The organism is Psychrobacter submarinus, from assembly GCF_904846685.1.
Taxonomy (GTDB): Bacteria; Pseudomonadota; Gammaproteobacteria; order Pseudomonadales; family Moraxellaceae; genus Psychrobacter; species Psychrobacter submarinus.
Genome location: NZ_CAJHBQ010000002.1, coordinates 149,504 through 164,315, shown reverse-complemented (window position 1 = coordinate 164,315; position 14,812 = coordinate 149,504). Strand labels below are relative to the sequence as shown.

Annotated in this window: 9 protein-coding genes; 6 read left to right on the top strand and 3 right to left on the bottom strand. The window is 44.7% G+C overall.

The features are described from left to right. The first annotated feature begins 13 nt into the window (after positions 1 to 13). The 5 genes from JMY03_RS07030 to JMY03_RS07010 all read left to right on the top strand — a co-directional run bounded on the left by JMY03_RS07030 (position 14) and on the right by JMY03_RS07010 (position 9,490). Entirely contained in the window at positions 14 to 910 is an 897-nt protein-coding gene (locus JMY03_RS07030) for a 16S rRNA (uracil(1498)-N(3))-methyltransferase (RefSeq protein WP_201602442.1), read from the top strand. A gap of 172 nt (positions 911 to 1,082) precedes the next feature. Then, positions 1,083 to 2,321: an EAL domain-containing protein gene (locus JMY03_RS07025; protein WP_201602440.1), complete on the top strand. Its 1,239-nt coding sequence runs from the start codon at positions 1,083 to 1,085 to the stop codon at positions 2,319 to 2,321. A 390-nt stretch (positions 2,322 to 2,711) separates the two neighbouring features. Next, positions 2,712 to 4,505, top strand: coding sequence for an acyl-CoA dehydrogenase C-terminal domain-containing protein (locus JMY03_RS07020; protein ID WP_201602437.1), 1,794 nt, complete (start codon positions 2,712 to 2,714; stop codon positions 4,503 to 4,505). A gap of 417 nt (positions 4,506 to 4,922) precedes the next feature. Next, positions 4,923 to 6,710, top strand: a complete 1,788-nt coding sequence (locus JMY03_RS07015) for an acyl-CoA dehydrogenase C-terminal domain-containing protein (protein WP_201602434.1) — start codon at positions 4,923 to 4,925, stop codon at positions 6,708 to 6,710. 275 nt (positions 6,711 to 6,985) lie between these two features. After that, on the top strand, positions 6,986 to 9,490 hold the full coding sequence (locus JMY03_RS07010; protein ID WP_201602431.1) for a site-specific recombinase: 2,505 nt from the start codon (positions 6,986 to 6,988) through the stop codon (positions 9,488 to 9,490). Between the two features lie 84 nt (positions 9,491 to 9,574). Here the strand turns inward: JMY03_RS07010 and JMY03_RS07005 are convergent, their stop codons facing one another. The 3 genes from JMY03_RS07005 to pdxA form a co-directional block, all read right to left on the bottom strand. After that, positions 9,575 to 10,411, bottom strand: a complete 837-nt coding sequence (locus JMY03_RS07005; RefSeq protein WP_201602428.1) for a symmetrical bis(5'-nucleosyl)-tetraphosphatase — start codon at positions 10,409 to 10,411, stop codon at positions 9,575 to 9,577. Between the two features lie 100 nt (positions 10,412 to 10,511). Continuing rightward, entirely contained in the window at positions 10,512 to 11,381 is an 870-nt protein-coding gene (gene rsmA / locus JMY03_RS07000; protein ID WP_201602426.1) for a 16S rRNA (adenine(1518)-N(6)/adenine(1519)-N(6))-dimethyltransferase RsmA, read from the bottom strand. 148 nt (positions 11,382 to 11,529) lie between these two features. Next, positions 11,530 to 12,636, bottom strand: coding sequence for a 4-hydroxythreonine-4-phosphate dehydrogenase PdxA (pdxA, locus tag JMY03_RS06995; protein ID WP_201602424.1), 1,107 nt, complete (start codon positions 12,634 to 12,636; stop codon positions 11,530 to 11,532). A gap of 323 nt (positions 12,637 to 12,959) precedes the next feature. On the opposite strand from pdxA, the gene dnaB reads away from it, so the two are divergent. After that, positions 12,960 to 14,360 carry a replicative DNA helicase gene (gene dnaB / locus JMY03_RS06990; RefSeq protein ID WP_201558253.1) on the top strand — a complete coding sequence of 467 codons (1,401 nt, stop codon included), beginning with the start codon at positions 12,960 to 12,962 and terminating at the stop codon, positions 14,358 to 14,360. Positions 14,361 to 14,812: the final 452 nt, after the last annotated feature.

The following is a 14,812-nucleotide window of genomic DNA, read 5'->3' as shown; positions in this document are numbered from 1 at the left end:
GGAACTCTTTAGCGTGCGACGTTTTTTTTATGCCACTAATAACAATGAATATCCAAAGCTTAGCAGCATAGCCATAGGCCAAAACCTTGAGCTGACTGCGGCCATCGCTCACCATTGGTGCCGCGTACTGCGAGCCAATATCGGCGATCAAGGTATACTGTTCGACGGTTTTGGCGGCGAATATCAAGTCGAGCTACAAACCATTAGCAAAAAACAAGCGACAGCTACCCTACTCGCTTATCATGATATCGATCGCGTAGCCCCCGTGACGACTAAGATCGGCTTAGTTATGAGCCGCGGAGAGCGTATGGATTATGCAATCCAAAAATCAACAGAGCTTGGGGTAACCGCGATTCAACTGCTCAGCAGCCAGCATGGCGAAGTCACCCTCAAGCCGGCGCAAGTCGAGAAAAAGCTTGCGCACTGGCAGCAAATTGCTATTGCCGCCTGTGAGCAATGTGGCTTGAATCGCGTGCCACTAATCTTAGCTCCTTTGCCCATTCAGCAGTGGTTAACGCAAAACGAGGCTGACAATAGTATGGATGCAGCAGATATGTCATCATCATCCTTGTCATCAGCAGTCAGCGCCAACCTCTCTACTCTAAGCCAAGATGAGTATTATCAGAAACTTAAGCGCCCCGTGGATTTGCGTTTGCAATTGAGCGTACCTGCCGCCGATCAGCCTTTGATGCCAGCTGCGCTCAAAGAAGTATTAGCGATACCAAATCCTTATCTGCAGCTCCTCATAGGCCCTGAGGGAGGATTAAGCGTCGAAGAATGCCAGCAAGCAGAGCAAGTCGGGTTTTTGCCTTGGCAAATCGGCGAGCGCGTACTGCGTACTGAAACTGCGCCCGTCGTCGCGCTGTCTACTTTATATGCTCTGTCACAATCAGCTTTGTCTCAGGCTTAGTCCGCTGAGCCTTAACGGTATAGACTAGCACTTTTAAACAAGGATAAGTCAAGCACTATAAAACAATAGTTCGTTCAGTCTACAGCAACATTTTTATAAACCTTTTTGTTTATAATGGTTGTTTGACACCACTAATTGGTACACAGCCTATGTTTTTATTACGACATTCGCCATGACGCCTTTTGAGCCTCTCTCAGTCATGTCCAAACAACATCTGCTCACTAACTATTATCAGCAGCAAGATCAAGCTGTCTTTATTTTGGACGCGGACAAGCGCTATGTATCGATGAATAGTGCCTATGAGAGACTCACCGGCTACCGTGAAAATCTGCTTATTGGCTATCCTTTTGGCACTTTTATCACTCAGTGCCTCACAAAACATAAGCCTGAAATTTTAAAAGACTTGGCTAGCCATCTAGCACATCATAATAGCTACAAAAAAACCTTTACCTTACCCAATAAAGACCATCAAGTTTTAGATTACCTTATCGTCTTTCAACAGTCTACCATCGACAATAAGGTTTTTTATATTGGTACGCTACAAGACCCTACCTGCAACCAAGTCAAAGAGCCGCGATCAGAGTACTTGCTAGGTGAAGATAAGACAGATAATCTTTATACCAATAACAAACCCTCAGCAAGTCTACCCGATCAAAAGCAGCTACTTGCCCAAGCTATTGCTGATAATCAATTCGTCGCATACTATCAGCCAAAATTCAATCTAGCGACCAAATCTATTGTGGGGTTTGAGGCTTTAGTTCGCTGGCAACATCCAACTCGCGGGGTTTTAAAACCCAAAGACTTTATCGCTGATATCATCAGTTATGGTCTCTCCTTTGCGCTATTTTCTCAGTTATCAGAGCAAGCCGCGCAGCTGTTAGTTCAATGGCAAGGCATGCAATGTACCCAGCATATTTGCATCAATGCTGATGCTACCGAATTTAGTCATCCTGACTTTAACAAAATCATTAGCCAGTTATTAGCTCGTTATCATATCGATCCGTATCGTCTGCATATAGAGATGACTGAATCATCGCTGCTGCCTAGCAATGATAATATAAAGCAGCGCCTCACCGAGCTCAAAGCACTCAAGGTTTGTCTTGCGCTAGATGACTTTGGTACCGGCTACGCCTCTTTGAGTTATTTACAACAGTACCCTTTTGACTTCATCAAGATTGATAAAAGCTTTGTCTCTGAGCTTGACTCAAACCCAACTCAGCAAGCTATTGTGCAAGCGATATTAGACTTAGCGCTTGCTTTGGATATGCAAGCTGTCGCTGAGGGCATAGAAACGAAGCAACACTATGAGCAGCTGCGTAAGATGGGCTGCTTATATGGACAAGGATATTGGCTCGGCCGTCCGGTTGATGCACAAGCTGCCACTCAACTGCTTGAGAGCTCAAATCACTAGCTCAAGCTACAATATTTGAATAAATAATTGACGCTAATGCTTATCCCGTAAAGGTTGCAAGGCAGGTTGATGACTTATCAGTATTAGCTCAAAACTTGTATAATTGCTTTTGAAAGCCTATCTTTTAGGGGTAAGCGTTGAAGGTTGAGTGATACTGTCACCGGCCTATTTTTCAGACCTCTATGGTTATCATTATAGTTATCCCTCTTTGATGGTTATCATGGCAATTTTAGATAGCTGCCATAAGCCTTTTTAGTTGATAATTGGCTGCCTATATCGTCTGCTAAACAGCTTTCAATCCATAGATTTCAATGACCAAAATATAACAACTAAATAACTGTAACGGCAATAAGCCGCCATTAGTTATACCCAAAAAAAGGACAGGACACCATGCAATATAAAGCCCCTATTCGTGATATGAAGTTTGTCATGCATGAGCTTCTAGATAGCACCGCCCATTATCAAACTATGGCTGATTATTCTCATATCGAAGCGGATATTGTGGATAGCTACCTAGAAACCGCAGCTAGCTTCGCCGAAAATGAGCTATCGCCCTTGAACCAAAGCGGTGACGCCGAAGGGTGCCATTTTGAAAATGGTGTAGTGACTACTCCCAAAGGCTTTAAAGAAGCTTATAAGCAGTACTGTGAGCTTGGCTTTACCTCTTTGACAGCTGAAGAAGAGTTTGGTGGGCAGAATATGCCAATGTCGCTTAACTCAGCTATTTCTGAGTTCATAGGTACTGCGAACTGGTCATTTGGTATGTATCCTGGTCTCTCTGAGGGCTGCGTCGCTACTCTTGAACATCATGGTACTGATGAGCAAAAAAACAAATATCTACCAAAATTAGTCTCTGGCGAATGGACAGGAGTCATGTGTTTGACAGAGCCGCAGTGTGGTTCTGATCTAAACCTAGTGCGTACCAAAGCTGAGCCGAACGATGATGGCAGCTACAACATCAAAGGTAGCAAAATCTGGATCTCAGCTGGCGAGCACGATATGTCTGAGAATATCGTCCATATCGTGCTCGCCCGCCTACCTAATGCTCCAGAAGGCACTAAAGGTTTGTCATTGTTTGTAGTCTCCAAGTTCATGGTCAATGACGATCAAAGCTTAGGCGAACGCAACGCCGTCTCTTGCGGCTCTATCGAGCACAAAATGGGTATCAAAGCTTCAGCGACCTGTGTAATGAACTATGATGGCGCAACGGGTTGGCTCATTGGCGAAGAAAATCGCGGCCTAAACGCTATGTTTACCTTCATGAACGTGGCGCGTATCGGTACCGCTATTCAAGGCGTCACTGCGGCTCAGTTTGCTTTCCAAGGTGGCTTAGCTTTTGCAACAGATCGCTTAGCCTTCCGCTCACTCGATGGCGCAAAAGCACCAGAAAAGCCAGCTGACCCTATCATTGTCCATCCTGCAGTTCGTGATATGTTATTGACCACCAAAGCGTTCGCTGAAGGTGGCCGTGCGCTAATCGGCTATATGTCTCAGTTTGCTGATATCGTCGCCAAAGGTAAAGGCGAAGACCAAGAATATGCCAATCAAATGTTGTCTCTGCTCACACCAATCGGTAAAGCTTTCTTAACCGAAACTGGCTTAGAGGCGGCAGGTCATGGCGTACAAGTTATGGGCGGTAGTGGCTTTTGTACGGAATACGGCTTAGAGCAAAACGTCCGTGATAGTACTATCTCTTGTATCTATGAAGGTACTACGCAGATTCAGTCGCTTGATTTGATTGGTCGTAAGGTCTTAGGCTCACAAGGTAAATTGCTAGCCAACTTCACTAAAGTTATTACTGATTTTTGTGAAGAAAATAAAGACAATAGCGACATGACTCAGTTTATCCGTCCGCTGATGCAGCATGTGAAGCAATGGGGCGAGCTGACCAAAGAGATTGGTGAGCAAGCAGCACAAGACCCACAAGCAGTAGGCGGCGCTGCGGTTGATTACATGTACTTTAGTGGTTATGTCACTCAAGCTTATTTATGGGCTCGTATGGCCTTAGTGGCCCAAACTGAAATTGCCAACGGTAATAGTGAAAAAGCGTTTTATGATGCTAAGGTCAAGACCGCTCAGTTCTTCTACACGAAGCTGCTACCACGTACCAGCACTTATGCTCAACGTATCAGTACTGGTGCTGAGCCGTTTATGAGTATGGATGCAGAACAGTTTTCTTTTTAAGCTGACCGTACTTTTGAGCTACTGTCATAAAATATTGAGTTGAAGCAAGCTTTTGCTTACTTTACAGAGCAGCGATATACTTAGGTATGTCGCTGTTTTTGTTTGTTTTTGCAAAACTTTAACATAAGATGTTTTAATTAGATTATATTTAATTATAATTTTATGGTTTAAGTGTTACTTAAGAACTACAAGTCTATTATAAAACTTTTGGTGCACCCAGTATTCACGAACAAACACACATGATAATGCGCTAATTTGCTAAACTTTAATGATTGCAATGCTCTTAGTCTGTTTGATAATCGATATGCTGACCTAGCTTGTCACATTTATCATCATCTGATTTTAGCTGGACTCTAGGCCAGTTTCGTCACTGATACTTGCCCATTTTTTTACTACATTTGAATGAAAGGATTTTTTATGGCTGTTTATAATGCCCCCCTTAATGACATGCGCTTTATCTTAAACGATGTCTTTCGTGCCCATGAATTTTGGCAAAGTACTGATAAGCTTGCTCATGTTGACATGGATACTGTCGATATGATCTTAGAAGAGATGGCAAGGTTATCAAAAAATGTTTTATTACCAATCAACCGCAGCGGTGATGAAGAAGGCGCAACCTTTGAAGGTGATGGCGTAGTCACAACTCCTACTGGCTTCAAAGAAGCTTATAAGCAGTACGCTGAATCTGGTTGGGTGGGCTTGAGCGGTGATCCTGAGTACGGTGGTCAAGGCTTTCCTAAAATGGTCACGATGCTGACCGAAGAGATGATCTTTACCACTAACCAATCTTTTGCCCTCTACCCTAACCTGACGGTTGGCGCAACCCTATGTATGAACGCGGCGGCTAGTGAAGAGCAAAAAGAGACATATCTTGAGAAAATGTACGCCGGCGAATGGTCAGGTACGATGTGCTTAACTGAGCCGCATGCTGGTACTGATTTGGGTATTATCAAAACCAAAGCTGTGCCTAACGATGATGGTAGTTATGACATCTCTGGTACTAAAATCTTTATCACTGGCGGCGAGCATGACCTCACTGATAATATCATTCATTTGGTATTGGCCAAGACGCCAAACGCGCCAGAAGGTTCAAAAGGTATTTCTTTATTTATCGTGCCTAAATTCTTGGTCAATGAAGATGGCAGCTTAGGCGAGCGCAACACCTTAGCCGTCGGTTCTATCGAGCACAAAATGGGCATCAAAGCCTCAGCCACTTGTGTGATGAATTTTGACAATGCTAAAGGCTGGATGGTCGGCGCTGAAAACACGGGCCTAGCGTCAATGTTTGTGATGATGAACTACGAGCGTGTCACTATGGGCTTACAAGGCCTTGGCGGTACTGAGCTGGCTTATCAAAATGCGGTTATCTATGCCAATGATCGTGGTCAAGGTCGTAGCGATACTCAATTACAAAGCCCAGAAAAGCCTGCCGATGCGATTATCCATCATGCGGACGTGCGCCGTATGTTACTTAATGCCAAAGCCAACTCTGAGGCGTCACGCTGCTTTGCCATGTATGTGGCACAGAATCTCGACAAAGAAAAGTTCAGTGATGATCCCGAAGTGGCTAAAGCAGCAGCAGCTCGCGTGGCTTTATTGACGCCTGTTGCTAAAGGTTTCTTAACTGATAAAGCGCTTGAAGCCACGATTGATTGTCAGCAAGTCTTCGGCGGTCACGGTTACGTGCGCGAATGGGGTATGGAGCAGATCGTTCGTGATACGCGTATCGCCCAGATTTATGAAGGCACTAACGGTATCCAAGCGCTTGATTTATTAGGCCGAAAAGTGGCGCGTAATAATGGCAAATATATCAATAACTTCTTAAGCGAGATTCGCGACTTTGTGAACAACATGCAAGCGGATCATCAAGTGAAGCAAGCGACACTAGCAGCGACTGACAAGATTGAAAACTTGACCACAACGGTACTTGCTAATATCGGTGAGCGCAAAAATGAGATCAACGGCTGTGCAGTAGACTTCATGCATGCCTTTGGTTATCTATGCTACTCGTATATGTTTGCGATGATGGTCGAAGCTGCTGACGGTAAAGAGGGTGAGTTTTATACCAATAAAGCCAAGCTTGCCGATTATTTCGTTGGCCGTATTTTGCCGCGCATCGATGCTCATGTACAGATGGTCGAGACTGGTAGTGATCCGATGATGGACTTTGATCTTGCATATTTTGAGACTGCTATTAACTCATAGGGCTACTTGCCAAATAATAGTTGCCTAATAGTTATTAAAAGCTATTTCATAAAAAAGGACAGTTCATTTCGAGCTGTCCTTTTTTTGTCCGTGTTTTTTGTCCATGTGACTTTGCTTTTTGAGCCTCGTAAATAACTACTAACAAAATAATCAACCTTAAACGCTAGGTTACGATTAAAATATCGTGTGAGCTTACCTAGATCAGCAGCTGACTGAATGTTTGTTCATCTTTATCGCTAAACGGCCTGCTCTATAAAAACAACTAAGGATGCCATGTGTCTGAAATAAAACGTATTTTACAGCAGATTACTGCTTTAAGTGATGTGCCAGAACCTTCGGTGCTCAAACGCTTAATCGATGAGCTGCGAGTCACTGACAAAAAGCCTGCGCTTGCCAATCAGAAGATACAGGCACTTATTGATATCTTGCAACAACATCCAGAATACGGAGATGGGCTTGCCAGCTTTGTGTTAAAGCTAATTACCGAATATCGTCAAATTACTTTGTATACCGATACCGGTATCATGTCAGATCAGGGGTTTTTTAGTAGTTTACGACGACTGATAGGACATCGTTTTCTACCTTTGCTGCCGCAAGAGGACTCTGTTGTTGAGCTGGTCAGCTATCTGTTTGACAAAAGCACTGATGAGCGCTGGCTTGCTCATATCGACAAAGACAAATGGGATACGCTAGTTGCCCTCCTGCAGATTAAAGAGGAGCATTTATACTTAGTCGCTACTGCCAAAAACAGCATACTAAACGCTATTATTATCCTCTCCTACCGAGTCAGCGGTATAGGTCTACACCCTGAGCTTATGGAGTCCTATCCACAAATACTGAACTATTCCGCCTCTTTTGTCGCACAAAATCAAGAAGCGGTCCTATTTGTCAATCAGTACCGTCAAGTGCATGAGCTTGACACTTTAACTGATATCACCCCTGAAAAGGCGGTGGATGCTGCCCCGTTGTTGGTTATGTTAGAGCAGTGTGAAGAGGCGGTAGCGACCGTTCGTAAGCGTATCTATAAGACGGGTATCTCTATTCGCTTAACCAATATGATGATGCGCCTTGAGCAAAGCCTGCAGCGTATTCGTATCTTAACAGAGCTGGTTTCAGATGTAGACCATAAGCGTGACGGCGCTATTATTGAGCTGATTCAATCACTCATCAGTACCGCCAGTCGTCGTTATAGTATCGGCTATCTGATCGATAATAATACTAAGCTGCTCTCCAAAAAAATCACCGAAAATGCCAGCCGCGTTGGTGAGCACTATATTAGCACTGACAAAGCCGGCTATAAAAAGATGTTCAAAAAGGCCTCTATCGGTGGTTTCTTTATTGCCTTTATGGCGACTTTGAAGATATCTGCTTATCACTTAGCCCTTGCCCCTATGGGCCGTGCCTTCGTCAATAGCATGATATATGGCTTAGGGTTTGTCTTTATCCACGTCGTCCATGGTACAGTGGCGACCAAACAACCAGCGATGACGGCAGCGGCTATCGCATCGACTATCTCTGATGGCTCTGGCAAAAAATCCCATCAGCTGACCAAGCTCTCTGAGTTGGTCGTCGATATTTTGCGCACGCAGTTTATCGCTATCATGGGTAATATCATGCTCGCCATGCCAGTCGCCCTGCTCATTTCTTTTGCTTGGTGGCAATACAGCGGTGTGCCGATGATCGATCCTGATAAAGCCGCCAGCTTACTGCATGATCTCGACCCCTTTCGCTCGCTTGCCCTGCCTCATGCTGCCATTGCTGGGGTGTATTTGTTCTTATCGGGGCTTATCGCTGGCTACTATGATAACTTGGCGGTTTATAACCATATAGGCGCGCGTATTCAGCGCCATAAGCTGCTAAAGTTTATCTTACCAAAATCTTGGCTCATGCGTTTGGGCGGCTTTGTAGAAGCCAATCTCGGCGCGATTATGGGCAACTTTTTATTTGGTGTATTCTTAGGCAGTACCGCGACGATAGGCTATATCTTTGGTCTACCTATTGATATTCGCCACATCGCCTTTGCCTCAGCCAACCTAGCTCATGGCCTGTTTAATTTACCCGCTGCTGATATGAGCTGGGGCTTAATTGCCATCTCGATTTTGGGAGTGGCCTTAATCGGTATTGTCAATTTGATGGTGAGCTTTTCGCTAGCGCTGTTTGTGGCCTTACGCTCAAAAGAGGTGCGCTTCTTTGAATGGAGTCGCCTCACACGGCTTGTTTTCGGTCATGTGATAAGCCATCCTTCTGACTTTTTTTGGCCCCGTCCTCAGCCGATGAGTTACGCTCGTATCGATAGACAAGGCCACATGATATTTGAAGACAGCTCGGCGCAAAAAGGTAACCAAGCCCTACCAAGCAACTATGTAATAAGACGTCTATCTGATGTCAAAATATCACCAGAGGTGGTGCAATCGGTCGCGCAAGAAAATACCGATATTCATTACAACAACCCCGCCTCTGCTACGCAGGCAGACGTTACAAGAGCTTCAGTACAAAATAATACGCAAAATACAGCGCAGCACACTGGTGCTAATAACTCCAAAAAAGTTATCGATCTAGATGATGGGCTAAGAGATGAAGAGCTAAATAGCGTGCCTTATGCCAATGATATCCAATATAAGCAAATGACGAAGGCTTTAGATTCTGAAAACTTAGAATCAGAGACATCAGGGCCCAAAACCGTAACATCAAAGTCGGCAGCTCAATCTGGTGATAAAGCCGTTGGTAATGCGAAGTCGCCCTTGCCGAAACCTAAAAAGCCTCCCAAACTACCCAATTAATTAAGGTAGTTTGGACGGTTTAGCTCTAGTCTTAAGATAACAAATGGAGATTAGACTATCTTTTATCCTTATACAGACGCTGTGCTAAGGCTTAGGACAATGGGCGCTTGAGGTGATTACCTTGCCATCGCTAAGTCGGTAGGTCAGTAGACAGTTACCCCAAACGCAGCCACCATCGAGCGCGCGCGCATGCGGTAAGTCCACATCTCCCTTTAGTGCTGCCCAATGACCGAATAATATCTTACGCGTCCGTGGCACCTGCCATTCAAACCAAGGCATAAAATCATCGGGCATGGCCTCCTCTAAGCTTGCGGTAAAACTAAATTCTAAGCTGCCATCTTGCTGGCATAAACGCATGCGCGTAAAGTAATTACTAATAGCGCGTAATCTGGTATAGCCACTAATATCATCATGCCAAACGTCGGCTTTTTTGCTATATAAATTTGGTAGTAGCTTATCAAGAGTCTTTTTACTGCCTTGCAGCTGCGCTTCTAATTCTCTAGCATAGCCTGCCGCCTCATCAATACTCCAGTGCGGCGGAATACCCGCGTGCACTAGCACCGTTTGCGCGTTGGGATAAGTTAAGATCGGCTGATGACGCAGCCACTCTAATAACTCGTCGCAGTCCTTTGCGGCAAAGATAGGCGCGGTTTTATCTTTTTCCTTAAGTTTTGCCGCACCGCGCCATACCGCGATTAGATTGATATCGTGATTACCTAGCACGGTCGCAGCAGCGCCTTGCTCGCACAGCACCTTTACGTGACGCAAAGTGTTTAGCGAATCCTCTCCGCGTGCTACTAAGTCTCCTGCAAACCATAACTTGTCTTGTTTTGGATCAAAATCTAAAGTCTTTAATAATTGCTGAAAGGCTGCATAGCAACCTTGTAGGTCGCCTATGACATACTGATGACGAAAACTCATAAAACCTCAAGAGTTGATTATTAATGCTAAAACGAAAAGCTTAATTTTTCAAAGTAAGTCTTAAAGAGCTAAAAAACGCTAATACCCTACTTTGTTTTTATTACTCTGTAACCATTAAAGTGCCCGAGCGATTACTCAGGGTGACAAAGTCGCTAACACTTAAAGTCTCAGGCCGCGCTTGCGGATCTATAGCGCAAGCAGCAAAGTCATCTTCGTTTAGTGTGGGCAGTAAGGCTGATTGCTTAAAAATAGCACGTAGCGTTTTGCGACGATGGTTAAAGGTTTCGCGAACGACGATAGCGAAATGATCTTCATCTTCAGCGACTACAGGCTTGGTAGTATGAGGCGTCAGACGAAAAACCGCGCTTGTGACTTTCGGCGGCGGATTAAACGCACCGCGCGGTACTGTCAGCAGATAGTCGGTCTCGCAGTGATACTGCATAATCACCGACAGACGGCCATAAGTTTTGCTACCGACATCTGCGGTAATACGTTCAACGACTTCTTTTTGCAGCATAAAATGCATATCTTCAATGACATCAGCAAACTCAAGCAAATGAAACAAAATTGGGGTAGAGATATTATAAGGTAGGTTGCCAACCACTCGCAGCTTGCCTTTCTCTTCGCTATACAACTCGCGATAGTCAACATCCATGGCATTGGCTTTAATAATCGTAAAGTTAGGATGGCTATTGGCACCTATGCGAATGCGTAAGCTATCTGCTAAGTCGCGATCAAGCTCCACTACGCTCATAGCATTGACTTCCGCGAGCAGCGGCTCAGTCAAAGCGCCCATACCAGGACCAATCTCAATCAAATTATCATCGCGCTCCAGACGGATGCTATCGACAATCTGACGGATAACGCTGCTATCATGCAAGAAGTTTTGACCAAAGCGTTTACGCGGTTGGTGTTTGGCACTGCGCAAACTGGCCGAGAGAGTTTTAGCATCGAACGAAGGTTTTGACATAAAGGTTCTTTATATAAAATGAATAGATATACAGGGTTTGTGCAACAAAGCTGTATAAGCCTAAGCGCTTAACGTAATCAGAATTATAACATAGCTCATAATTAAGCTGCATTGGCTCTAGCGTTTATAGTGTGTGGCAGCCCTCAAGCTATAACGCTTCATTGGCCATCTCGTTTGCCATCAATAAAGCTTGATACAGACTGCTGTCGTTAGCGCCGCCGCGCCCTGCCAAATCAAGCGCGGTGCCATGATCAACAGAGGTGCGAATATAAGGCAGTCCTAAGGTGAGATTTACCGTATCGCCAAAGCCATGCGACTTAAGTACTGGCAAACCTTGATCATGATACATAGCGATAACCGCATCACACTCTTTTAGATGCCTAGTGGTAAACAGCGTATCAGCTGGCATCGCCTCAGAGATATCGACACTTGCATTGATAAACTCCTGCAATACTGGATTAATAATATTGATCTCCTCTAACCCCAAATGACCGCCCTCGCCAGCATGGGGATTCAGACCGCAAACTAAGAGACGCGGATTATTCATACCGAATTTTGTGTGCATATCATCGAGGACGATTTGTATTGTTTGCCGCACATTATCTGGAGTAATAGCATCAGCTACATCTCTGAGCGCCAGATGAGTGGTCACTAGCGCCACTTTCATGGCTTGATTAGCCAGCATCATTACCACTTTGTCGCAGCCACTTTGCTGCATAAAAAACTCAGTATGACCGCTGAACATAGTGCCATCAGGCAGTTTGATATCGGCATCTATTAGCGCAGACTTTTGCAGTGGTCCGGTGACGATAGCAGCGATTTGTGCGCTAGTGGCAAGCTTGTGCGCTAGAGCGAGTTGCTGCGCGACCATCGCGGAATTATTGGTGTCAATACGACCTGCCACTACCGGAGCATGACAAGGTATATTGATTAAGGTAAAGCCGCTATCATTCAGCTTATTTTGCGCGCCTTCTGACGCTATAGTTTTTTCACTGTCATCTTTATTATTATCAAAATCGTCTTCTAATATTTGCCAATCGACCACTTGCCATTTAGGATCGTTTTTTATTGTGCCGGCTTTGAGCAATCTATCAGCGCGCGCGCTCATCGCCTCGTGGTCAGCCGTGACCCAAATGGGCCGATCGAAATCCTGCAGTTTACCAGCATCAGCAAGCATTAATACGACATCCATGCCTATGCCAGCAGGCTCTCCGGTAGTAATGAGTAAGGGTCGCTTAGCTAATAGATCTTGCATATCAAACCATCCTTTTATTTATAACACTTATATTTATAGCATTGATTTTATTATTTTTTTTATTACATCCTCTTAGTCTTTACCTAAATCACAAAAGCCAATGAAACAGTGAGTAGCGACTGAGCAAGATAAAGATACTTAACGATTATGGCTAAAAAAAGGGCATAATGTGTTAAACTTCGCTGTTAATTGTAGCATCAATACGCTGAGTTTTATTGTGCGTTTTAGAAGTCTCAGCACTCCTCACTTATCAATAATTGGCTTCAAACCTATAGTAGTTATTGCATCATTTTGTATTGTTTTTACTTTAATATTAGGCGCTCATGGCAGATAACGACAAAACCGACGACTTACTCAATCAGCAGCCCCCGCACAATATCGATATCGAAAAGGCTTTGCTGGCCTCTTTGATGAGTATTGAAGAGGCGTACGACAAGATTGCCGATATTGTTACCAAGGACGATTTTTATGCTGGCCGTCATCAGCATATTTTCGCGGCTATTGCGCACTTGGCGGCAGTGAACGAGCCTTATGATACGGTGATGGTACATGATTGGTTAGAGGCGCAAAAGCTTCTTAAGAGCGCCGGCGGCGATAGCTATCTAGCGGATATTCTGAGCCAAAGCCCAGCGACTCTATTTAACCTGACCGCTTACGCCCAGCGGGTTCGCGAGCTGTCGACGCTACGCCAACTCATTACTGCTAGTAACGATATGCTCAGCCTCGCTTATAACCCCAAAGATCAGTCGGTCAGCGATATTTTAGACAGCGTTGAGGCGACTATCTTTAGTATTAACGAGCAGCATAATAAACGCGCCGAACAGCGCGGCCCTGTCGGTATCACCTCGGTACTGACCAATGTCATCGACCAAATACAAGAGCTCAAATCCAACCCTGATGGCATGATAGGCCTACAAACGCCTTTTACTGAGCTGAATAATAAAACCCAAGGCTTGCAAGCAGGTGATCTAGTTATTGTCGCGGCGCGCCCCTCTATGGGTAAAACGACTTTTGCGATGAATCTGGCGGAAGGTATCTTATTTAATGAGGAGTTACCCGTTGTGGTCTTCTCGATGGAGATGCCCGCTGAGTCTATCGTTATGCGTCTGCTGTCTTCTTGGGGCGCGATTAACCAGACACATTTGCGCTCAGGGCAGATGAATGAAGATGAATGGGCGAAGATGATGAACGCCATACAGCATCTACAATCCAAGCATCTATATATCGATGACAGTACGGCGCTACCCCCATCCGAGCTGCGCTCACGCTGCCGCCGTATCGCCAAAAACCATGATGGTAAAATTGGCGCGGTTATCGTCGATTATCTGCAGCTAATGAAAGTTCCTAGCCTCGATGGCAACCGTGTGGGCGAGATCTCCGAGATCTCACGTAGTCTAAAGGCGCTTGCCCGTGAGCTTGAATGTCCAGTTATTGCGCTCTCGCAGCTCAACCGCAGTCTTGAGAATCGCCCTAATAAGCGCCCGATCATGTCTGATCTTCGTGAATCTGGTGCTATTGAGCAGGATGCGGATTTGATTATGTTTATCTATCGCGATGAGGTCTATAATGAAAACTCAGACCATAAAGGCGTCGGCGAAGTCATCATCGGTAAGCAGCGTAACGGCCCTATCGGTACGATACGCCTAGCTTTTGAGGGACAATTTACCCGCTTTACTAACTTAACCCCTGAATACTATCAAGGCGCGACTTTTGATGATGAGTAATGCTTGCTATTTACTTGTTCCGCGGCTTTGAACTCACTTAAAAACTTATATAATCAATTCACTTTACAACCGATACGATGCTACTAGGATGATTTTTCGTAGCCTCTGCAGTGCAAAGCGCACAGTAAGCAAAGAAAAACTGGTACCAGTAGCACGATGATACTATCGTATCTATTTTATTTTCGATTGAATATAGGGCGTGTTGAACATTCGACCATGGCACTGACAGAGACTATTTTTTAGGCGATTTGCAGATAAAAATGGTAAGTTTAGTCGTTCTAAGCGTCTATTTTTATCAATAAAGCGGCAAAAAATAGTCCTGTCCCTGTTGTTGTCGTGAGGGCTGATGCTAAAATCGCCCTAGTCGTTGTGACTGTTTAAATAAAATCAGCTAGCCAATGCAATAAGCATTATCTGCAATTTTAACGACGACTAGAACTATTTTAGCGATC